Origin of the sequence: Nostoc sp. ChiQUE01b, from assembly GCF_034531255.1 — a bacterium.
Taxonomy (GTDB): Bacteria; Cyanobacteriota; Cyanobacteriia; order Cyanobacteriales; family Nostocaceae; genus Nostoc.
The window spans coordinates 63,356-83,699 of the sequence record NZ_JAVRBM010000025.1; the positions used below are offsets into that span (position 1 = coordinate 63,356).

The window sequence follows — 20,344 nt, forward strand, 5'->3', positions numbered from 1 at the left end:
GGGAGACAAGGGGACAAGGGGGACAAGGGGGAATTATTGAACAAGCCTCTCTCCGAAGTTCTGATGCCTGCGGCGGGCTGCGCCAACGCCGGAAGCCGGCGCTGGTGACTTCTCTCCTTGTCTACCTTGTCTTTTCTCAATGCCCTATCCCCCATGCCCCATGCCCAAAATAAATAAATCGGTGGCTTTTATGCAACAAATGAGAAATTTATCTCTTTCATTCTTGTATGGGCACAGTATTGTTCCTTACCGTTTGGGGTTGACTTTTTTTCTGATTGCAGGACTTTGTAGTTGTGGTAACTTGACATCACCTGGCTTGCGTGGGGCTGGCTTAAAAATTGGGACAAATGTCACTCCAATTGGAAAAATTAAACCAAAACAAGACAATCAAGCTATAGTTTACATCCAAGGTCAGGTAGAAAAGCAAGCTCCCCTGATCAAACAGTGGGCTTATAAAATTAAGGACTCAACGGGCAAAATTTGGGTTGTCACCAATCAAAAAAATCTGGGTGAAGGTTCAGAAGTTGTAATTAAGGGTAAAGTTCGCTACCGAAGTATTCCCTTAGCTGGCAAAGAATTGGGGGAAGTTTATTTAGAAGAAGATTAATCAACTATTAAAGAAGATATGAACAATCAACAGGTGCACGTAGCGATCGCAATTCTCTACCAGAAAAACAAGTTTCTCATGCAACTGCGTGACAACATCCCCGGTATTCTCTACCCTGGTTACTGGGCGCTGTTCGGCGGTCACATCGAACCTGGTGAAACGCCAGATGTAGCGGTAAAACGAGAAATTTTAGAAGAAATCGGCTATAATTTACCACCCTTTGTTGAATTTGGCTGTTATCCCAACGAAAGAGTTGTCCGTCATGTCTTTCATGCACCACTCTTGGTGGAATTAAATCAACTGGTTCTGAATGAGGGCTGGGATATGGCATTATTTACGCCAGAAGATATTCGCCAAGGTAACTGTTATTCACAAAATGCTGGCAAAGTGCGACCTTTAGGGGCAATGCATCAGAAAATTATGTTGGATTTTATTGAGAAAAATCTAACATAATTTCGGGATTGGGGATTGGGAATTGGGCATTGGGCATTAGTTATTATTAATTTTTCTTCCCCTGCTCCCCACATCCTTAGAAACCAAAATAAAGTTAGAACGAACTCTTATGGGGTCATGACTAATGCAATCAGCAAACAAACTGCCGCGATGGTTAACTATAGGATTGGCCTTTCCCATTGCCATTCTCAACGGCTGGCTATTGCTCCAAGTTATACAGTATTTTCAACCTTTAGTTAGCATTATTGCCGCCGCCATTCTGCTGGCTTTTGTCTTGAACTATCCAATCCAGTTTCTCCAAGAACAAGGAGTGAAACCTAACTTAGCGATCGGGGGAGTGTTGCTTTTGACTCTGGTGATTTTAGTAGCTTTAGGCATCACCTTGGTTCCCCTGATTATTCAACAGCTCGTTGAACTGGCTAATATTTTACCCAGTTGGATTGATTCTGGTACTCAGCAGCTGCAAGCTTTTCAGGATTGGGCGTTAAGTCAACAGCAACTTCCGATTAATTTAAGTGGTTTATTTACCCAAGTTCTGGAACGATTATCTAACCAACTTCAGTCTTTCACTGGTAGAATTCTTGGTTTTGCTGTCGATACCATTGGTATTGTCCTGAATGTGCTGCTAGCGGTAGTGCTGACTATCTACCTAATATTGAATGGTGAACGTCTTTGGGACGGAATTTTTCAGTGGTTTCCCCCTAATATTGGGTCAAGAGTACGGGAATTACTGCGAGAGGATTTCCACAATTACTTCATCGGCCAAGCAACATTGGGAGCGGTGTTAGGGGTGACAATTACACTAGTGTTTTTGGCACTGCAAGTTCCCCTAGCTTTACTTTTTGGCATCGGTATTGGCTTATTTTCACTCTTCCCCTTTGGTACAGGAGTTGGTATCGCTATAGTAAGTTTGTTGGTAGCGTTGCAAAATTTTTGGTTAGGGGTGGAAGTTTTAGGTGTAGCTGTTGCGATCGACCAAGTTAATTCTAATATTATTGCACCTCGAATTCTCAGTAATTTGACTGGCTTAAATCCTGTGTGGGTGGTGATTTCTTTATTGCTGGGTGCAAAATTGGGAGGAGTACTGGGTTTATTAATTGCGATCCCGATTGCTAGTTTTATCAAGGATATAACAGATAGCTGGCGGGCTGGAGAGTTTAATAAGATAGAGGATATAGAATCAGAACCTGTGACGGTAAAAAGTGAGAAAGCAGGAACTTATAGCTAAAGTCTCATCATTGAGATTAACTGAAAAATTGGTGCGATAGTCCATTTTGCCAAGGGAATAATAGAATACAACGCTTGCAGAAGATGGCTGCGAAGCTCTACGCCAGAAAACAATATGCTTGGGTTAAAGCTAAAACTCTTTGTCAAAGTTAGTTTTTTTTACGAACCACAGAGGCGCAGAGAGCACAGAGAGAAGGAGAAAATGCTTAACTGAACTGTATTGCATTAGAAAACCTAAGCAGTCAGTATTTTGAAAAAATGAAAAGTTGTTTAAAACTTACCTTTAATAATGGGCAAACAGCATTAGCTACTCAAGTTGAGCAGCCAGAAGAATTGCCTTATGCTCTTGAGACAATAGGGCTGTGCAGTTCGCGTCCTGTTTTAGTAGTAGTGGGGGTGCAAGTAACATCAGTGAAGCTGACTTTCTCCGTATTCAACGGTTGTTTGTGGAAGTTTTAGCCCCCATCGCCGAAACTTTGGGGGCTTATGTCGTGGATGGGGGTACGAATGCAGGAATTATGCGAATGATGGGTGCGGCTCGTACCCAAATACGCGCTAAATTTGCTTTAGTTGGTGTGACACCTGAAGGCAAAGTGGCTTTACCTAATCATTCAGAAACTGCTGCTGATTTAACACCATTAGAGCCAAACCATACTCATTTTGTACTAGTTGCTGGAAAGAATTGGGGCGACGAGTCTCCTTGGATATCTTGTGTTGCGACTATGCTGGCCAATGATGCACCTTCGATGACAGTACTCTTGAACGGTGGTGAAATTACCTTTAAGGATGCCTTTTCTAGCGTTAATAGCGGCAGGGTAGTTCTTGTGATTGCTGGTAGTGGTAGAACCGCAGATATACTTGTAGATGCTTTGCGGGGAAAGACTACTGATGAACGAGCCAAAAAGCTGGCTAAATCTGGTACATTGCAATACATCAACTTAATCGACATAGAAAAAGGAGTTGAGAATCTAGGCAAAGTAATTAAGGGTTTACTTTCTAATTAGGATAAAAAATGGCAAAAAAAGATAGTTATCACGAATTTTTAAAAGAAGATTTTAACAAGTTATTTGCAGGTATTAATTTAGGTGATGTGCAAAAACATTTTTTGCGATCGCGCTGGTTAGATCAAGTACTCTGGATGGAAGGTAAGGCAAATTTATCGCGCGATCGCCATTATTTTTTCAGGATAACAACTATTATTGGTGGTGTAATTCTCCCGGCATTGGTAAGTCTAAATATTAACACTAATTTCAAACCTAACAATCGGGATATCATTATGTGGTCAACTTTTGGATTGAGCCAAATAGTTGCTATTAGTGCTGCCATTGAAGAGTTTTTTCACTATGGAGAACGCTGGCGACACTATCGCCGAACAGTTGAATCTTTGAAAACCCAAGGGTGGCAATTTTCGCAGTTGACAGGCCCTTATCGTATTTATCCAAGCCACGAACAGGCATTTAATCTATTTGCAAGTCATGTAGAAGATATTATTCAGCGAGATGTGGAAATATATGCCACTCAAGTTGTACAAGAAAAGAAAGAAGAAAAACATAATCAGGAATACCATATCTTTAAGCAAAATACAAATAAAACCAATTTAGAAGAAAAGAAAGACGAAGAATGAATCAATTCAAAATTCACACATTAAATACAGCCACGCCACTTGCAAGAAGCCCGTCTCGTGGGCGGGTTTCCCGGCTTGAGCGATCGTGAGTTGCAAGTGTTGCGCCTGATGGAAGTAACCAAAAAATGTCATCTAACACCCCCAGGAGACTCTCGCCACATCCGTTAAGGATTAGCGGTGAGAGTCTCCTGGGGGTGAGGGAGGAGTTTCACCCCTAAGATGAATTGTTGCGACGCAACAAGAGACGAGGGGCGGTTGGCTCGTGAGCGATTATGCTTTGGTGCATAGCGAGATATACATGTTTCACAGATTTTATGGTAAAATGTGAGATATGGAAAAAGCCTACCGTTACCGTTTTTACCCAACTGTCGAACAAGAATCTCTCTTGCGTCGGACAATTGGGTGTGTGCGGTTGGTGTTTAACAAAGCTCTGGCTACAAGAACCGAAGCTTGGTATGAGAGGCAAGAGCGTGTTGACTACGTTCAAACCTCTACCTTGTTGACGAATTGGAAAAAGCAAAACGACCTCCAGTTCTTGAATGAGGTTAGTTGTGTACCACTGCAACAAGGTTTGAGACATCTGCAAACTGCATTTACTAATTTCTTTGCTGGTAGAGCAAGATACCCTAACTTTAAAAAGAAGCGTAGCGGTGGCAGTGCAGAGTTTACCAAGTCTGCTTTCAAGTGGAATTCGGGACAAGTTTATTTGGCTAAGTGTTCTGAACCGTTGCGGGTTAAGTGGTCTAGACAAATGCCAACGGGATGTGAACCTACAACAATCACTGTTAAACTCGACCCTTCTGGGCGCTGGTTTGTTAGCTTGCGGATTAACGATCCGAGAAATGAAACCATGCAAAGTGTTGATAGTGCTGTGGGATTGGACGTTGGTATTAGTAGCCTTGTGACGCTGAGTACGGGCGAAAAAATTGCCAACCCCAAGGCTTTTGACAAGCACTACCAAAAACTTAGGAAAGTGCAAAAATCCTTGAGTCGTAAGCAAAAAGGCTCTCGCAACCGAGATAAAGCAAGGCTCAAAGTTGCTCGGATTCAAGCGAGGATTTCTGATTCTCGAAAAGACCATATTCACAAGCTGACAACTCGACTGATTCGTGAAAACCAAACGATAGTAGTTGAGGATTTGGCGGTCAAGAATATGGTCAAGAATCCCAAACTTGCGCGTGCTATCAGCGATGCAGCATGGAGTGAGTTGGTGAGGCAACTGGAATACAAACAAGTGTGGTACGGTCGAACCTTGGTGAAGATTGACCGATGGTTTCCCAGTTCTAAACGCTGTGGAAACTGCGGTCATGTTGTTGAAAAATTGCCGTTGAATATCAGGGAGTGGGATTGTCCTAATTGTAGGACGCACCACGACCGCGATATTAATGCGGCTAAGAATATTTTGAGGCAGTGCGGTCTTGGGGTCTCCCCAAGTGGAGCAACTGCCGTGGCGGTGGGACACACCGTTACAGTCTGTGGAGCGAACATAAGACCTGATGGGCATAAGTCTAAAGGGCAGTTGCAAAATACCCGTAAGGGAAGGAAACAGAAACCTGAATCGTGAGGTTTAGGAATCTCCTGCTACACCGCTTGCGGTTAGCGGCGAGAGGATGTCAACATAGTTAAAGTGAAAACATTCTGGAGACAAGACAACGGTTTACGCACGCCCTTTAGCACGGTTAATTGAACAATTGCAACGCCTACCAGGAGTTGGCCCCAAAAGTGCCCAACGACTGGCTTTGCATATTTTGAAGCGACCAGAAACAGAAGTAGAAGCGTTGGCACAAGCTTTAATTGAGGCAAAAAAACAAATAGGCTTGTGTTCTGTTTGCTTTCACTTATCTGCTGAACCTGTTTGTGAAATTTGCCGTAATCCCAACCGTGACAACAATACTATCTGTGTTGTTGCAGATCCTCGCGATGTGATTGCGCTAGAAAAAACCCGCGAATACAAAGGCAAGTATCACGTTTTGGGCGGGGTGATTTCGCCAATCGATGGAATTGGCCCAGATCAGTTGAATATACTAGCTTTGCAACGCCGGGTGAGTCAGCAAAAACCTCAAGAAGTAATTCTTGCAATTAGTCCGAGTGTAGAAGGGGAGACAACAACCCTGTATATCGGTCAGCTACTGAAACCATTTACCAAGGTGACGCGGATTGCTTTTGGTTTACCTGTAGGTGGCGATTTGGAGTACGCAGACGAAGTGACTTTGGCGAGGGCGTTGGAAGGACGCCGGGAATTGGATTAAAGTTTGTTGATAAGAGGCAGGGGGCAGGGGCAGGGAAAAAGGTACAAACCTCGCCCGCAAGTGGTGCGAAAGCACCTGCTCCTTTGCTGCCTTGGTAAAAGCCCCAGCCGTGGCGTGGTTTTTCTCCCCAGCTAATAGCTCCCTGCACCCCTGCTTATTTACTTTTTTGGTTAATCACTTTCTCGGCTATTGACTGTACATTACATCCGATCGCAAGACGTACTTTCGCCCTTGAATAATAGTAGCGCCCTCATGTACTAGTTCGTGGACAAAACACAAAGCCATACCTGTTACTGGAAGCACAGCTAGATTAGATAAATCTTGGTAGTATTGAGGAAGATAAAAGCGGGTTTCACCGCCTTCAAAGCCTTCATTCAGATAAATCATGAAAGTCAATAAACTTTCCTCACCGTTAGTTCGTCGATAAGCACCATCATGGTGAGGTGCAAACCTTTGACCTGGATCGTAGCGATAGAAACGAAAACGCTCATTCAGCCCAACTGGATGCCATCTACCAATGGTGTTGGGAATATAATTTGACACACGCTGCCACAAATCAAAAGCGCGTTCCCGGTCATCCAGAATAACGCGCTGATTATTGCGGATGTCGGGACGTATTTCAAAACCTCGGTGGGTAGTAATAGGAGCATCTGTATAGCCGATGTTTTCTGTTAAAGTAATATATTCAGCGCATTCTGCTGGCGAAAGAATATTTTCCAGCGTGAAAATTTGGTTGCGAAGCAAATCTTTCTTGGTCATGGTTAAGCCGATTGAGATTTAAGCCTGATAATAGTGTTTTCTTCGTAACTCAATACGGTTCAGTTGAGCCTAAAATTTCATGAACAGAAATAGAGTCAGGACTTATATCAAATCCGGTAGTATCTGAATGATTAAAAAACCGCAGAGACGCTGAGTACGCAGAGGGAGAGAAAAGAGGAATAATTCCGATACAAAGGGATTTGATATTACGCAATATTTGCCTAAAAACCTGATTATTGTGTAGGTGGAATTCATGAATTCCACCTACTTTCGTTATGTTTTGCGTAAGTAATAAGAGTTTTAGCGATGATTTTGCCCTAGCAAATCTGCAATTGAGGTGAGTAATTCAATTGGTTGTACTGGTTTGGCAATGTGTTTCTGAAAACCAGCTGCTAAGACTTGATCGCGATCGCTTTCTCCTGCATAGGCGGTAAGAGCGATCGCCGGAATTTCCCCGCCCTCCTCTTTGGGCATGGCTCTGAGCATCTTAATCAAGCTGTAGCCATCCATCTCTGGCATTCCTAAATCACTGATTAATAAATTAGGTACAGTCTGTGCTATAATAGCCAACGCCTCATTTACCGATGCTGCGGCAGTTATCAACGCCCCATTCTGTTGTAGCAAGAAGTGCAGAAACTCCTGTGTGTCAATATCGTCATCGACAATTAGTATTCGTAGTCCACAAAGAACTGACGAGTTAAATTTCTCCCCTGCTCCTCCTGCTTCCCCTGCACCCTCATTCTCCTTGATCGTGGGCAGTCTGACAGTAAAAACTGCTCCCTGTCCAATTCCTGGACTGGCTGCTTTTACAGTCCCACCATGCAACTCTACTAAGTGACGAACTATTGCTAATCCCAGTCCCAGTCCGCCAAATTTCCTGGTTGTGCTGCTATCGGCTTGACGAAAATATTCAAATACGTGGGGTAGAAACTCAGGAGAAATACCTTGACCTGTATCTTTAACTTGAATTATTGCTGAGTGGGAAGTTAATTCACTATTCAATGATAAACTGACTTCCACTGAACCACGAGAGGAAGTAAACTTGACTGCGTTCGAGAGTAAATTTCCGACAACTTGCTGTAAGCGATAATAATCGCCTAACACTTTACCAACATTGGGGTCAACCTGTACTTTAATCTGGATAGATTTGGTTTCGGCAATTAACCGGACTGTTTCTAATGCAGCATCAATTACAGCTACCAGGTTAACAGTGGCAAAAGTCAGGTTCAACTTACCGCGAATAATTCGGGAGACATCCAGCAACTCATCAATTAATTGAATCTGCAATTGAGCATTTCTTTCGATGGTTTCCAAAGCACGATTTGTAGTCACTTCATCAAATTTGCGGCTTTTGAGTAGCGATGACCACCCTAAAATGGGGTTCAGGGGCGATCGCAATTCGTGGGAGAGAATTGCGAGAAACTCATCTTTATTCTGGTTTGCCTGTTTGAGTTCCTCTGCTTGTTGCCTAAGTGCCTTTTCTAATTGCTTCCTGGGAGTTAAATCGAGAATAAAACAGATCCAAGACGCGGGATCTCTCTCTACCAAAGCACCACCAATTAGTATGGGAATACGGGAACCATCCTTGCGGATGTATTCTTTTTCAAAGGGAGTACATATCCCAACCGTTAAAAGTTGTTTTAGCCCCTGCCGATCGAGAGCGTGATATTCAGGTGGGGTGATATGTTGTCTGCGTATCTTACCCGCTAAAAGTTCCTCTCGTGTATAACCCACCATTTCTAAAAAAGCCTCGTTCGCCTCAGTAATGTAATCAGGAGTGGCGAACATAATGCCAATAATGTTGGAATCAACTAACCGCCTTAATTGAGTTTCACGCTGGCGCAGATCATTTTCTACCTGTTTGCGCTGGGTAATATCCTGGGTAGTACCCATCATTCGTACTGCCTTTCCTTCGGCATCATAAAAGACACGACCTTTAGCAGCAATCCAATGAATGCTACCATCAGACCAAACGTTGCGGTATTCTATATCACAGTCAACCTTTTCTTCAAGAGAGCGGGCGATCGCTTTCTGGATGCGTGGGCGGTCTTCTGGATGTACACAGTTGAGGAAAAACTCATGGCCGATTTTGGTGTCTGGAGCAAGTCCAAACAGCTGATTACATTTCTCTGTCCAAATTAACTCGTTGGTAGTGAGATTCCAAAACCACATACCCAGTTCAGCAGCGGTAGTGGCCAAGCGAATCCGTTCTTCACTCTCGCGCAGATTTGTTTCAATTTTTTGGCGTTCCCATCGAGCAGCTTGCTGTTCGGTAATATCAGTACTTGCACCAACTACCCTAACTACCTGACCATTTGCATCTCGGACTGCAAACCCCTGGTCTTCTACCCACAAATAGCGGCCATCCTGGTGACGCACTCGATACTCAATCCGATAACGGTTTCCATTGGCTATACTAGCCATGAATTGGTCATTAACTTTTTGTTGGTCATCGGGGTGGATGCGTTCTTGCCACCACTGGAAGGTAGGTTCAGTTTCTTGTTGTGTGTAGCCAAAAACCTGGGTTAGACCCTGAGTTCTTTCCACAGTATTTCTGCCAATCTCCCAGTCATAGATTAAACAATTAACCGCCGCCGCTGCCAGCTCAAACCTTTCGTTACTTTGCCGTAGGGAAGTTTCTATGTGTCGTCGTTCTGTAATATCAAAAGCGATCCCTAAAAGATATTGCGGCAATCCATCAGCAGTTCTGCTGTGCACAGTGTCATAGCTACAAAACCAACGCCACTCACCATTGGCGTGTCGAATCCGGTATTCAAAGCTGAGGACTTCACCCTGATCAACAGAATTAAATTTTTCCAAATAGCTAGGGAGTCGAGCCAAATCTTCAGGGTGTAAAAGTTGAGTAAATAACTCCTTTCCCATCGCCTGGATTTCTGCTGGTGTATAGCCCCAACCTTGAGCAATTTCGTAATTAACGTAAGAATTTTGCTGCTCAATTAGGTCATAAATGTAGATTATCCCCGGAAGAGTGCCAGCAATTTGTTGAAACAAACGTTGACTATCCCACAGTGCCTGAAATTCATCTGCATCAACTTGTTGAGTATCTTGTTCACAACTACAGTCATCCTCGAACTGGGCGTGCTTAGATTCCGTAATATCCGAAAAAGTGGTCACAATCGCATACAGATTGTTTCCTTCAGTTTGAAACAGAGGTTGCGAGGACAACAACAGCCAGACTAGCTCACCATTTGGCTTATAAAAGCCACACACCACATTTAAGCAAGGTTTACCTGTATTTTGGGCAACGATCGCCGGGTGAGTTTCACTGAGTAAAGGAGAGCCATCTTCATGAATAAATTGCCACTTGGGATCGAGCAAATTTTGCCCTACAAGCTGTTGGGCGGTTATTCCCAAAATGCGATCGCTAGCGGCATTGCAAGCCTGGATAGTGCCATCAGCCAACTGAAGCACCATTCCTTCTTCTTGACTGGCTACTAGCGAAGATTTTGCCTTTTTACTAACTTGCCGATGCAGCAGCTTGTGATTAGCCAGCTGGTTCTGTAATTTTTCCGCGTCTGGCATTCTAAAAAGTTAAATAATTTTAAAGTTAATCTCAGATTGAGCGGCTCATATTTACATAAATTTTAGGGCAATTTCTTCCAATTTGAGGCAGAAGCAGCGATCGCTTCTTGTGCAAAAGCTTCCAGTTTGCCATTAGCAATGTCTTTCTCTAATTATTCATCCTACCGTCTTCCATATACACACTATATCCAGTATGTCAAGCAAGCCTGCGCTTTTATTAATCAGCAAATAGGTGAATTTGAACCAAAACCCATACGCAATCAGGGAATTATCAACAACCCTGATGAACTCTACCAAAAAGATGGAATAACATTTGTGTGTGCTTCCACAAATTGTGTATAAGAGTTGAAAATGACGATATGGCAACATCTAATATCCTCAAAGAACCACAGCTTTTGCGTCTGGGTAGCTTGTTTGGTGGACTGCGTGGCGATTTGACGGGAGGACTAACAGCAGCAGTGGTAGCATTGCCTTTGGCTTTAGCCTTTGCAGTAGCCAGTGGTGTGGAACCAAAGGCGGGACTTTACACCGCGATTGTGGCGGGAATTGTCGCCGCAATTTTTGGTGGTTCCTCAGTACAGATTACAGGGCCAACAGGTGCAATGGCTGTAGTTTTGGTGGGAATTGTCGCCAAGTACGGCCTTGAGAAAGTTTGGATTGCTGGGGTGATGGCTGGGATTATCCAGATTGCCTTGGGGGTTGCCAAACTTGGACAGTTAGTAAAGTTTATTCCCTATCCGGTGACGGCAGGTTTTACAAATGGTATTGCCGTGATTATTTTTTGTGGTCAGTTAAACAATTTCTTTGGTTTAAAATTACCACGTAGCGAACACTTTTTGCCGGGACTTTGGCAAAGTCTAACTCATATAGAAGCTTTAAACTGGGCAGCAGTTGCCTTGGCAGTAGTGGTGATTGCCACCAATGTTTTATGGCCCAGAATCAATACGACAATACCAGGTTCATTAGTGGGACTGGTGTTAGCAACTGCGATCGCTTCTTCTTTCCATCTAAATGTACCAACAATTGGCACGATTCCTCAATCTTTACCGATGCCTCAAGGTATTCCGCACTGGAATGATTTTGGCTTGATTCGAGAACTAATTAACCCAGCTTTGGCTTTAGCTGCACTGGGGAGTATTGAATCGTTGCTATCAGCAGTAGTGGCTGATGGGATGACAGTCAGCGAGAAACATAATAGCGATCGCGAATTAATTGGTCAAGGTTTGGCTAATATGATTGTGCCATTTTTTGGTGGCATCCCCGCTACAGGTGCGATCGCTCGAACTGCTGTAAATGTCCGTTCTGGCGGTAAAACCCGACTATCTGGGGTAATTCACGGTCTTGCTTTAGCGATTATTGTTTTAACTTTAGCACCCCTAGCAGAACAGATTCCTTTAGCAGCACTTGCTGGGATTCTCATGGTGGTTAGCCTGCGAATGATTGAGTGGGAAGCCATTGGTTTATTGATGCGTGCTACCTACTCAGACTTTGCTGTAATGATTCTCACCTGGCTAGTGACAATCTTGTTTGACTTAGTTCTCGCCGTCGAAGTGGGATTGATTGCAGCCGGAGCCTTGTTCATCAAACGGATGAGCGATTTAAGCCTAGTTAAAATACCTGAAACCGAAGTATTTCCACCTGGTACTCCTCTAGAATTAGGTAAGGAAATTGCCGTTTATCGGGTAGATGGCCCTGTATTTTTTGGTGCTGCTGAACGATTTGCTACCTTCCTCCGCGATGAACCAGAAGTGAAATATTTAATTCTGCGGTTGCGATTTGTGCCAAATATGGACACAACTGGGTTAGTAGCCCTAGAGGATATTTATCACGACTTAGAACGGCACAATTGCCGCTTAATTCTCACAGGTTTACAACCTGAAGTCCAACAACTACTAGAACGCACAGGATTGTTAAATACAATTGGGTTGTCAAATTGTTTTGAAACAACTACAGAGGCGATTTGCTCTATCTCTCCTCAGATTGCATGTTCTCAACCTGTAGCAGCTGATTTGAAAACAAAAGAATTGATGGAATTAAATGACTAACAATATAGCAACCGCCAAGGCAGTTAGGACATTGGTGATTGGTCAAAACCCTGAAATTACTGGGTTTTTACTCAGCACGGGCTAAACGCCCCGCTATCGCTAACAGCACTTTGCTATATTTTGCCATTAAGAGAATAGATATCTGGTGAAATGACGTAGGCACAATTCATGAATTGTGCCTACCAAGGATTTCGGGCAACGCAGAATTAATTTTCACTCCTATGTCTAATGTTTGATATCATGTCCGCTTGATTACTTATCAAACCCGAAGAACCCCAAAGAGCCAAAGCTACGCTTTGTCTCCCCTAAGAGCTTGCGTGGAGGGGATTAAGGGGAGCCAGTGCGGTCTTCTCCCTTGGCGCTAGCCTCTCCCTTTGGGAGAAGGGGAGACGCCAAGGGCGATAGCGCCGGCGGCAAGCGAGTCATCGAGCGTCTGGGGTCTCCCCAAGTGGAGCATCTGGCGTGTGGGGTGCAATGACTGTGGAAATCATAACTAATTATGCGGACATGATATGATACCAAAAATACTTTTTAAACATCCTCTCTACTTCTCTCTCTCTGCGTTCTGGGCGTCTCTGTGGTAGCCTGCGGCAAGCCGCTCTGTGTCTACGTTTATTACGAATTAGTTAAAGCCTGTATTCATTGCTGAATCAGGCTTTTGGTATTTTTTATGAAATTTGCACCGACAACTTCAGTTTACAGCGTTTTTCAAGTAATTGAACCACACCACGCCCTACTCCCTTATCCCCCTCATCCCCCTCATCTCAATTGTGGTCTAAATACCTGAAAACTGCTGTAATTACTGAATAGCGAATCCTTCCGGTCTGATTGCATCTTCCAAATCAACGCCCATCAGGTTAGCTCCCTGGATGTTTGCATTTGTCAGATTTGTATCTTCCAAGTCTGCCTTTTGTAGGTTAGCAGTTTCCAGATTTGCTCCCAAGAGGTTAGCTTTCTCTAGGTCTGCATCAAAAAGGTTTGCTCCCACCAGGTTTGCTCCCCAAAGGTTTACCTTGCCTAAATCTGCTCCTTGAAAGTTAGCCCCTTGTAAGTTTGTTTGCTGTAAGTTAGCCCTTTCTAAGTCTGCATTTTGTAAGTTAGCACCCTCCAAGTTTGCTGCTTGCAGGTTTGTATCCTTTAACATTGCCCCAGCCAGGTTACAACCAACACATTCATTGGTTTGTAATAAATGTCTAACGTTTTCTGCTACAGACACTATTGGCGATACAACCGGAGATATCACTGGTGCTGTCACAGGTTGCATTGGCGATACAACCGGAGATGTTACTGGTGCTGTTACAGACTCCATTGGCGATACAACTGGAGCTAGTTCAGATTCGCTGGGTATGGATGGTGTTAGTGTTTGCGCTCTAGCGCTGGGCTGGATAAGCAGAGTAAATCCCGCAACAACTACCAGAAACACTGCTGTTACGAGCCATTGAGTTAATTTTTTAGAGTTTGATTGATTCATTAGTTGCTTCATAATCTGATTCCTATTGTTGGGCTTGCTTTTATAAGAGCCATCAATAATGTGCTTTATTCTCACTTTAGATAATTTGATTGATAAGAGCAAATATTATTGTTATTCATATTAATAAATTCAAGTGATTAAATTTTTTTTGGATGGGAAACGATCGCTGCTTTTTTGGCTGATATCAGGAATTGCGATCGCTTCATGCCTAATTCCCAAGCATTGCCAGACTAGGTAAAAGTCGATATGTTTCACTTTTAATTAAGATAGAGAGTCCCAAGTAAATTAAGACAAAGGGGAAGATTTTTCGACCGTAGCGAGTTAGAACGGGAGTCATCAGAGGATTACGAGTCAGGTTGTAAGAGAGTAAGCACCACGCCCCAACGGTGCAATAGCAAACACAGACAATTACACCCAAACTTGGAAGATTGCTACTGGCAAACAAGGGTACATAAATTCCAATATTGTTTCCTCCATTGGCAATGGTGACAGCAGAAACACGGTAAGTTTGAGGATCGCGGATGGTTGCTAATAGTGATTTCTTCTGCCGTCCAGATTTTACCGGAGAGGTTAAGTCAAGTGACACCGCTTGGACTGTCTCTCCTTCCTCTTCTCGACTGATGAGATTACTGATACCAATGGCGATGGGAAGCAAACCCAGTAAACCAATCCAAGTGCTGGGAATAATCAGACCGCCGAAGAAACCAGGAAGACTAGCACATACTAAGGTAGTAAATCCCAAAAATTCACCGAGAACAATATGCTTAGGACGAAAGCTACGATTGACTTTCCCGAAGAAAGCTGTCAAATATAAGTTGTCGTCAAAGGTAGTTGCAAAAGCGACAGAGATTCCAATCAATAATGTACTAATTAGCCAAGCCATAATTGTTGCTCACAGTAATTCAATGCTGTTTGTCTTAGTCCTCTCTGCTTCTCAATCTGAGGGCAGGTTAGAAGATTTTGTGACTGTTTTCCTAACGACAACCGATCGATATTCGTTATTTATCAGCCAATTACCCAATTTTTAGAGGCAATCGCCTTTAATCAAATTGGTAATTTTTTCTCAGCAAGGTACCTTGGGAGCTCATGCAGTCAATATTATGGCTTTCAGCCAAATAAGAGCAAATACTCTTGTTTTTTAAAATGATAAATAAAAGTGATTGACAATTTTACTATTATTGTTTGAGAAACTTTTATGCGTAGTTTACCGCCGTAGGCATCGCTCTGATTAAAGATAACCCTTGTCAGAGATGGTAAAGCCTGGGATATCCTTGACAAAGCAGAAAAGGATACAAGCGCCATTATTTATTTATGGATAAGAAAAAAGATTTATGAAGAAGATGCGAAGCACGAGAAATAATGCATTTTTATTTCAAGCCCCTAAATTTATTTAGGGGGATAATACTTTTGACTTTTGACTTTTGACTTTTGACTTCCGCGAAGCGGTTGACGGCTAGCATTCAACATCGGTAATATGACTAATCGCCCTCTGACTTCAGTTTTGGGATGTTCAGTAATGTTGGATTTTTAACTTGTAATTATGCTAACCAGTGTTGACCGTTTATTATTTGTCCGGCGAGTCCCGATTTTTAAGGAATTGCGGGATGATTTTATTGTGCGGCTCACTTCAGTGATGAACGAATTGTCATTCCCAGCTAATTACACCATCTTTCGACAGGGAGAAGAAGGGCGATCGCTCTATATTGTCGTGTCTGGTCGAGTTAAAGTTCACATTGGGAATAAACAGTTGGCAGAGGTGGAACAGGGAAAATATTTTGGTGAGATGGCAGTATTTGATACTCAACCTCGCTCCGCTACTGCCACGACTCTGGAACCTTGTGAATTTTTAGAACTGACGCAAGAGCAACTATATGATGCGATCGAAGAAACTCCCGAAATTGCGGTGAATATCATTCGTGAGTTATCCCGTCTGATTCGCAGATTAAATGACGATATGAATGTAACCTCTTTGCAGAGTTAATAATCAAGTCAATCTTGAGCAGTCGAGAGTAAATCTAACGAAACTAATAAAAGAGAATCAGAAAAATTATGGCAACAGATGCAGTAATCTTGCGCTTAAAAAAGGTTACGGAACAGCACGCCGAAATTCTGTACTCCCATATAAGCAACCCACATCTGTACGAATACCTTGAAGAGCAAATCCCGACTCTCATGGAGGTTAAGCAAAAATTCAAGTTCGCCACCCTAGAAAAATCACCAGATAACGAGACTATGATCTGGCTGAAATGGGTTGCCGTAACTCCCCAAAACCAGTATGTTGGTGTTGTCGAGATAGGTATTTTCGATGATCAATATGCGGAAATCGGCTTTATGACATTTGTTGGTTTCCAGAACCGAGGATACGCCCACATCTACAGTTCTCTAGCCATTGCCGAAACCCAACAACGCTTTAACTTATCCACACTACACGCATCGGTGAATGAGTACAATCTTGCCTCCTGTAAAGTGGTCGAGAGGCTTGGGTTCCACTTGCACAAAATCAATCGCAATGCAGAGTTTGTTAAAGGCAAACCTTCTGATGAATTCATTTACCGCTTGACCTTTTGAGGTTCTTCTTCTGAAGCGTAGGTTTCCATAATGAAAATTTTTTTAATACTTTTTACAGCAGTTTTCATTAGAAATATGAGTTAAAAAGAATGTAGAGACGTAGTACTGCTACGTCTCTACAAGGGTTTTAGATAGTGTAAAATGTGGTTCAAAATAAATGAAACCTGCTGTAAGTTTGATTATTAAACTCAGCACTGATCACTGCTTATGACTTAGGTTCACCCACACCCGGAGTTTCTTCTTTATCAACTTTAGGCACAAAATCAGGACGTTCTTTGCTTTCCCAACCTGCGGGGCGTTTCGAGTTGTACCAAGCTATTGAGCCAATGGTGACAGCAGCAACAAAACCAACGACATACACCAAGGTAAAAGCAACAGGAAAATGAGGGGCAGCATCTATAGCTGGTGCTGCTGTTTGCATAAATAATAAATTCATGAGTATATTCTCCACAGTTAGGTAACACTATTTAAGACACTATAAGATGAACGTATCACCTAACATCCCTCTGTAGTTTAGTTTGAGCAACTTCATATTGCATAAAAAAGGGCAGAGGGGCGGGAGAAGTAGCTGACAAGTGTAGCTTTGTTGCACCTAGTTGTACCTGTCAGCCTGCCTTGCCTGTGCTGCCAATGGTTCAGGATCTATGACTAAACGATAAGATACTCAAATCTATTTTAAGGTTCACATTAACTACACTTTTATACAAAACATATTTGGGCTGTGATAATAGCGATCGCTCTTAGAGTGTCTTTGTTAGCTTGAGCCAATCGGTTTTCCGTGTTGTTGTACCGTATTAATACATACAACAATGTCGCATATTTAATTATGTACGGATTTTTGGGGTGCGATCGCACGCTGCATCTGCTCAAAGTATTGTGTGAATTTGAGTGATATCAGAAAATCCTCCAGAAATTCCAATAACAGAAAATGTCGAGCCGCCAGAAGTTAAACTCACGGCTTGGACATTAGCTGAGACAGAAAGCACTTGGTTAGTGGTAGCTAAAAATCGTCGTTGCTAATCAACGGCTCATTGCAAAAATCTGTTCAGCCGTTAAGGGAATGTTTGGAAACAATCTAAAATCAATTCGATCCTGCCCTCGAAACACCTTTGGGGGTAAATATTCTGCACCTTCAAGTTGGTAGATTGTGATGGTTGGCTGCTTGGGAGAGCCAATGAACCGAATGCCACCAAAAGCAGCATAGTCCACAATTATATACTCAAAAACGCCCAAGTCCTCATATTCAGCAAGTTTTGTCAGATAGTCGTCCTTCCAGTTGTTGCTAACGACCTCAATGATTCCGGGTGGTGGAATATATGCAGCAGCAGAACTAGAGCTAGTTTTCATCCTCTGCCATTCAACTCTTGCAAATATGACAATATCTGCTTTCCGGCTTTTTTCCTTTTCGCCTGGTGCTGTTTTCAACCGAACCTGCTTGGACTGGCGCGACACGTAAGGCAGGTCATTTTCTTGGCAGTGATTTTCTAAGTAGGCACACAGTCGCTCAATCAAATCCTCATGATTTGCATTTGGTTCTGATAATGGCACGGGAATCCCATCCGATAGCTCAAACTCTCTGCCTGAACCATCGTCCCAGGCAAGAAACTCTTCAAAAGTCAATGGTTGTGTGACGGTTGCGTACATCGCCCTCGCTTCCTTGCTGACGGGTACTTCACTCAATCCTACCAAGATGTATAGCTTTGTCTATGAGTCCTGGCTGGTTTTGCTGCTGTAGTTCTGAAACAACGGCTTGAGGTAGGGTAACAGAAGATGATCGCAATTCCACCCACGGAATCATAAGATGCTCCTACATCTGGCCCACCCTCTTTAAGGACTTGCCGGGTTACAGGGAACAAGTTGTATAGAGATGTCAAAGCCTCTCGCAAAAGTCCGTTATCAACTTCCAATGGCTGAACTGCAATGCGGGTTACAAGTTCAACGTACAGTCACCAAGCGGCTTTACGCTCCGTTGGGTCAGCTTCCCATTCTACAGAACCAATTCCAAAAGGAAGGCTGAATGATACTTTTTTGATTTTTGCTGGGTCAAATTTAGGCATAAGTTTGTCGCACTGTTAAAGGTTAATTCTTTACACGTAGATAAGTTAATACTTTTTACTTGCCTTTTTTCTCAACCTCTAATGCTGATACTCTCTCTTCTAATTCAGTAGAATTTTAGTGTAGCAGCGTATTTTTTGTACGACAGTAAAAAATATGTTTCTTCACTGTGTGATATTGTGAATCGCTAATTATGACTAAAAAATACGATGTTGTATTATCTTTTGCTAGTGAAAATCGAGAATATGTTCGAGCAGTTGCAGTTACTCTCCAAGCTGCTGGCATCAAAGTTTTTTATGACGAATTTGAACAGGCTAATCTTTGGGGAAAGAACTTGTATGTTCATTTAGATGAAATTTATCGCAATGAAGCACATTTTTGTGTAATGTTTATTTCTAAACATTATTTAATAAAAACTTGGACTAATCACGAAAGAGAAAGTGTTCAGGCTCGTGCATTCCAAAAAAAAGAAGAGTATATTCTTCCTGCGCGTTTTGATAGTACAGAAATTCCAGGTCTTATTCCAACAATTAGTTATATTGATTTACAAAACCTTTTACCTGAAAACTTTGCAACCATTATTATTCAAAAGCTTAAGAATAAAAAATTAAATACCTCAATTCTTACTAAAGATAACCTAAAGACTCCTATAATAAAAGATATAAATCAATATAAATTTCGTAAAAAAACTATTCTTCGACGTAATCAATCATTAAATAATGCTAAAAAATCAAAACAAAAAACTCAAACCGTAAATTTTACTTTTGAGGGAATTAGTCAATTATCTAATGATAAACCGATAGTTTATAAAGTTTTAACTCAAGGAGGAAGGAATAATTATACAGGAGTGGCAAAAAAAGGGGAAGTTTATATAACTCTTCAAAAACATCTACAACCTGGGAAAAATTATGTTCCAGGATACAAGGTCAAAATTGAGCGAATGAGTACTATTCAAGAAGCACAGGAGAAAGCAAATAGAATTATAAAGATAAGTAAGCCAAAGTATAATAAGTAATAAATAAATCAATACTTAAGCAGAGAGACGTTCTCGATGTTGATTGACTAAACCTACCACATCAGGAAGAATTGAAAAATGAGAGGAAATTATGGTTAGTGAATTAATAAATCTCAAACAAGAACTGATTTCTATTTCAAAAGCTAGTGACATTGGGTTTAACTGTACTCCCACAGCTAAGGAGCAAATCGAGACATTAGCGCGATCGCTTGAGGCTGTAAATCCTACTACTGAACCGACAAACCATCTTGAATTGATTCAAGGGCGCTGGCAGCTCTTGTACAGTACATTTGGCTTAGAACGAGAAACTACTCTGCAACGTGTTTCTTTTGGTAAACTCCCGAATGTGGTTATCAGCGTTACTGGTATCTTTCAAGAAGTTTATACAGTTGGTCAGCAATACAATAACCTAATTGAATTTACTCTAGGTTCTGGTATTAATGGTATTACTATAGTTAAAGGGCGTTACACAGTAGAAGATTCTAAACGTCTCAATATTGATTTTATAGAAACATCTGTTAAAAGTGCAAGCAATGATTTGACTGCCTCTAGCTTTCATAAGGCTTTAGGAGTAGATAATGAGCCGCCTTTAGAATCAACACTCTCCTTTAACGGCTGGACAGATATTACCTATTTAGACGAAAATTTTCGCCTCATGCGCGGGAATCAAAAAAATTTGTATGTGCTGCTGCGATACGAGTAAAAAGATCAGAGTCTCCTTACGGTTG

General features: G+C 42.2%; 23 protein-coding genes and 2 pseudogenes. 15 read left to right on the forward strand and 10 right to left on the reverse strand.

Annotation, left to right across the window (positions count from 1 at the left end):
* Positions 1-190: 190 nt before the first annotated feature.
* The 6 genes from RMY63_RS18050 to RMY63_RS18075 all read left to right on the forward strand — a co-directional run bounded on the left by RMY63_RS18050 (position 191) and on the right by RMY63_RS18075 (position 3,911).
* Positions 191-607 carry a hypothetical protein gene (locus tag RMY63_RS18050; protein ID WP_322730011.1) on the forward strand — a complete coding sequence of 139 codons (417 nt, stop codon included), beginning with the start codon at positions 191-193 and terminating at the stop codon, positions 605-607.
* Positions 608-625: 18 nt separating this feature from the next.
* Positions 626-1,060, forward strand: a complete 435-nt coding sequence (locus RMY63_RS18055; protein WP_322730012.1) for an NUDIX hydrolase — start codon at positions 626-628, stop codon at positions 1,058-1,060.
* Between the two features lie 124 nt (positions 1,061-1,184).
* A complete protein-coding gene (locus tag RMY63_RS18060; protein WP_322730013.1) occupies positions 1,185-2,288 on the forward strand; it encodes an AI-2E family transporter in 1,104 nt (367 codons plus the stop codon).
* 257 nt (positions 2,289-2,545) lie between these two features.
* Complete coding sequence (locus tag RMY63_RS18065) at positions 2,546-2,746, forward strand: hypothetical protein (RefSeq protein ID WP_322730014.1); 201 nt, start codon at positions 2,546-2,548, stop codon at positions 2,744-2,746.
* Positions 2,734-3,291: a hypothetical protein gene (locus RMY63_RS18070; RefSeq protein WP_322730015.1), complete on the forward strand. Its 558-nt coding sequence runs from the start codon at positions 2,734-2,736 to the stop codon at positions 3,289-3,291. Before RMY63_RS18065 ends, RMY63_RS18070 begins: the two co-directional genes overlap by 13 nt.
* An 8-nt stretch (positions 3,292-3,299) precedes the next feature.
* A complete protein-coding gene (locus RMY63_RS18075; RefSeq protein ID WP_322730016.1) occupies positions 3,300-3,911 on the forward strand; it encodes a DUF4231 domain-containing protein in 612 nt (203 codons plus the stop codon).
* Between the two features lie 6 nt (positions 3,912-3,917).
* Here the strand turns inward: RMY63_RS18075 and RMY63_RS18080 are convergent, their stop codons facing one another.
* Positions 3,918-4,043 (reverse strand): hypothetical protein, encoded by a 126-nt coding sequence (locus tag RMY63_RS18080; protein ID WP_322730017.1) that lies wholly within the window; start codon positions 4,041-4,043, stop codon positions 3,918-3,920.
* A 199-nt stretch (positions 4,044-4,242) separates the two neighbouring features.
* On the opposite strand from RMY63_RS18080, the gene RMY63_RS18085 reads away from it, so the two are divergent.
* A complete protein-coding gene (locus RMY63_RS18085) occupies positions 4,243-5,475 on the forward strand; it encodes an RNA-guided endonuclease TnpB family protein (RefSeq protein WP_322730018.1) in 1,233 nt (410 codons plus the stop codon).
* An 88-nt stretch (positions 5,476-5,563) separates the two neighbouring features.
* A pseudogene (gene recR, locus RMY63_RS18090) lies at positions 5,564-6,160 on the forward strand (recombination mediator RecR); the annotation flags it as partial.
* Between the two features lie 186 nt (positions 6,161-6,346).
* On the opposite strand, the gene RMY63_RS18095 reads toward recR, so the two are convergent.
* Both RMY63_RS18095 and RMY63_RS18100 read right to left on the reverse strand, forming a co-directional pair.
* Positions 6,347-6,919: a 2OG-Fe(II) oxygenase gene (locus RMY63_RS18095; RefSeq protein ID WP_322730019.1), complete on the reverse strand. Its 573-nt coding sequence runs from the start codon at positions 6,917-6,919 to the stop codon at positions 6,347-6,349.
* A gap of 300 nt (positions 6,920-7,219) precedes the next feature.
* Positions 7,220-10,462 carry a PAS domain-containing protein gene (locus RMY63_RS18100; RefSeq protein ID WP_322730020.1) on the reverse strand — a complete coding sequence of 1,081 codons (3,243 nt, stop codon included), beginning with the start codon at positions 10,460-10,462 and terminating at the stop codon, positions 7,220-7,222.
* A 138-nt stretch (positions 10,463-10,600) separates the two neighbouring features.
* On the opposite strand from RMY63_RS18100, the gene RMY63_RS18105 reads away from it, so the two are divergent.
* The gene (locus RMY63_RS18105) at positions 10,601-10,804 is read left to right on the forward strand and encodes a hypothetical protein (RefSeq protein ID WP_322730021.1); all 204 of its coding nucleotides are present in this window, start codon (positions 10,601-10,603) and stop codon (positions 10,802-10,804) included.
* A 17-nt stretch (positions 10,805-10,821) separates the two neighbouring features.
* Positions 10,822-12,507 carry a SulP family inorganic anion transporter gene (locus RMY63_RS18110; protein ID WP_322730022.1) on the forward strand — a complete coding sequence of 562 codons (1,686 nt, stop codon included), beginning with the start codon at positions 10,822-10,824 and terminating at the stop codon, positions 12,505-12,507.
* Positions 12,508-13,306: 799 nt separating this feature from the next.
* Here the strand turns inward: RMY63_RS18110 and RMY63_RS18115 are convergent.
* Both RMY63_RS18115 and RMY63_RS18120 read right to left on the reverse strand, forming a co-directional pair.
* Positions 13,307-13,978: a pentapeptide repeat-containing protein gene (locus RMY63_RS18115; protein WP_322730048.1), complete on the reverse strand. Its 672-nt coding sequence runs from the start codon at positions 13,976-13,978 to the stop codon at positions 13,307-13,309.
* A gap of 208 nt (positions 13,979-14,186) precedes the next feature.
* Positions 14,187-14,861 (reverse strand): cadmium resistance transporter, encoded by a 675-nt coding sequence (locus RMY63_RS18120; RefSeq protein WP_322730023.1) that lies wholly within the window; start codon positions 14,859-14,861, stop codon positions 14,187-14,189.
* Between the two features lie 657 nt (positions 14,862-15,518).
* Between RMY63_RS18120 and RMY63_RS18125 the strand changes: the two genes are divergently transcribed.
* Positions 15,519-15,959: a Crp/Fnr family transcriptional regulator gene (locus RMY63_RS18125; RefSeq protein WP_104909222.1), complete on the forward strand. Its 441-nt coding sequence runs from the start codon at positions 15,519-15,521 to the stop codon at positions 15,957-15,959.
* Positions 15,960-16,027: 68 nt separating this feature from the next.
* A complete protein-coding gene (locus RMY63_RS18130; RefSeq protein ID WP_322730024.1) occupies positions 16,028-16,546 on the forward strand; it encodes a GNAT family protein in 519 nt (172 codons plus the stop codon).
* A 205-nt stretch (positions 16,547-16,751) separates the two neighbouring features.
* On the opposite strand, the gene psb35 is transcribed toward RMY63_RS18130, so the two are convergent.
* Positions 16,752-16,982, reverse strand: coding sequence for a photosystem II assembly protein Psb35 (psb35, locus tag RMY63_RS18135; RefSeq protein ID WP_322730025.1), 231 nt, complete (start codon positions 16,980-16,982; stop codon positions 16,752-16,754).
* A gap of 263 nt (positions 16,983-17,245) precedes the next feature.
* Positions 17,246-17,416, reverse strand: coding sequence for a hypothetical protein (locus RMY63_RS18140; RefSeq protein WP_322730026.1), 171 nt, complete (start codon positions 17,414-17,416; stop codon positions 17,246-17,248).
* 18 nt (positions 17,417-17,434) lie between these two features.
* Between RMY63_RS18140 and RMY63_RS18145 the strand changes: the two genes are divergently transcribed.
* Entirely contained in the window at positions 17,435-17,566 is a 132-nt protein-coding gene (locus RMY63_RS18145; protein WP_322730027.1) for a hypothetical protein, read from the forward strand.
* Here RMY63_RS18145 and RMY63_RS18150 read toward each other — a convergent pair whose 3' ends face one another.
* The 3 genes and pseudogenes from RMY63_RS18150 to RMY63_RS18160 form a co-directional block, all read right to left on the reverse strand.
* Positions 17,567-18,190 carry a Uma2 family endonuclease gene (locus RMY63_RS18150; RefSeq protein ID WP_322730028.1) on the reverse strand — a complete coding sequence of 208 codons (624 nt, stop codon included), beginning with the start codon at positions 18,188-18,190 and terminating at the stop codon, positions 17,567-17,569.
* Between the two features lie 28 nt (positions 18,191-18,218).
* A complete protein-coding gene (locus RMY63_RS18155) occupies positions 18,219-18,344 on the reverse strand; it encodes a hypothetical protein (RefSeq protein ID WP_322730050.1) in 126 nt (41 codons plus the stop codon).
* Positions 18,319-18,603: pseudogene (locus RMY63_RS18160) on the reverse strand (hypothetical protein); the annotation flags it as partial. The gene RMY63_RS18155 and the pseudogene RMY63_RS18160, both read right to left, overlap by 26 nt.
* Before the next feature lie 191 nt (positions 18,604-18,794).
* On the opposite strand from RMY63_RS18160, the gene RMY63_RS18165 reads away from it, so the two are divergent.
* Both RMY63_RS18165 and RMY63_RS18170 read left to right on the forward strand, forming a co-directional pair.
* Complete coding sequence (locus tag RMY63_RS18165) at positions 18,795-19,616, forward strand: toll/interleukin-1 receptor domain-containing protein (RefSeq protein ID WP_322730029.1); 822 nt, start codon at positions 18,795-18,797, stop codon at positions 19,614-19,616.
* Positions 19,617-19,707: 91 nt separating this feature from the next.
* Positions 19,708-20,319: a PAP/fibrillin family protein gene (locus RMY63_RS18170; RefSeq protein WP_322730030.1), complete on the forward strand. Its 612-nt coding sequence runs from the start codon at positions 19,708-19,710 to the stop codon at positions 20,317-20,319.
* Positions 20,320-20,344: the final 25 nt, after the last annotated feature.

Coding starts and splice junctions, on each gene's coding strand:
- RMY63_RS18050 (WP_322730011.1), top strand. CDS start 191: ATGCAACAAATGAGAAATTTATCTCTTTCATTCTTGTATGGGCACAGT.
- RMY63_RS18055 (WP_322730012.1), top strand. CDS start 626: ATGAACAATCAACAGGTGCACGTAGCGATCGCAATTCTCTACCAGAAA.
- RMY63_RS18060 (WP_322730013.1), top strand. CDS start 1,185: ATGCAATCAGCAAACAAACTGCCGCGATGGTTAACTATAGGATTGGCC.
- RMY63_RS18065 (WP_322730014.1), top strand. CDS start 2,546: ATGAAAAGTTGTTTAAAACTTACCTTTAATAATGGGCAAACAGCATTA.
- RMY63_RS18075 (WP_322730016.1), top strand. CDS start 3,300: ATGGCAAAAAAAGATAGTTATCACGAATTTTTAAAAGAAGATTTTAAC.
- RMY63_RS18080 (WP_322730017.1), bottom strand. CDS start 4,043: ATGACATTTTTTGGTTACTTCCATCAGGCGCAACACTTGCAACTCACG.
- RMY63_RS18085 (WP_322730018.1), top strand. CDS start 4,243: ATGGAAAAAGCCTACCGTTACCGTTTTTACCCAACTGTCGAACAAGAA.
- RMY63_RS18095 (WP_322730019.1), bottom strand. CDS start 6,919: ATGACCAAGAAAGATTTGCTTCGCAACCAAATTTTCACGCTGGAAAAT.
- RMY63_RS18100 (WP_322730020.1), bottom strand. CDS start 10,462: ATGCCAGACGCGGAAAAATTACAGAACCAGCTGGCTAATCACAAGCTG.
- RMY63_RS18105 (WP_322730021.1), top strand. CDS start 10,601: ATGTCTTTCTCTAATTATTCATCCTACCGTCTTCCATATACACACTAT.
- RMY63_RS18110 (WP_322730022.1), top strand. CDS start 10,822: ATGGCAACATCTAATATCCTCAAAGAACCACAGCTTTTGCGTCTGGGT.
- RMY63_RS18115 (WP_322730048.1), bottom strand. CDS start 13,978: ATGAATCAATCAAACTCTAAAAAATTAACTCAATGGCTCGTAACAGCA.
- RMY63_RS18120 (WP_322730023.1), bottom strand. CDS start 14,861: ATGGCTTGGCTAATTAGTACATTATTGATTGGAATCTCTGTCGCTTTT.
- RMY63_RS18125 (WP_104909222.1), top strand. CDS start 15,519: ATGCTAACCAGTGTTGACCGTTTATTATTTGTCCGGCGAGTCCCGATT.
- RMY63_RS18130 (WP_322730024.1), top strand. CDS start 16,028: ATGGCAACAGATGCAGTAATCTTGCGCTTAAAAAAGGTTACGGAACAG.
- psb35 (WP_322730025.1), bottom strand. CDS start 16,982: ATGAATTTATTATTTATGCAAACAGCAGCACCAGCTATAGATGCTGCC.
- RMY63_RS18150 (WP_322730028.1), bottom strand. CDS start 18,190: ATGTACGCAACCGTCACACAACCATTGACTTTTGAAGAGTTTCTTGCC.
- RMY63_RS18155 (WP_322730050.1), bottom strand. CDS start 18,344: ATGATTCCGTGGGTGGAATTGCGATCATCTTCTGTTACCCTACCTCAA.
- RMY63_RS18165 (WP_322730029.1), top strand. CDS start 18,795: ATGACTAAAAAATACGATGTTGTATTATCTTTTGCTAGTGAAAATCGA.
- RMY63_RS18170 (WP_322730030.1), top strand. CDS start 19,708: ATGGTTAGTGAATTAATAAATCTCAAACAAGAACTGATTTCTATTTCA.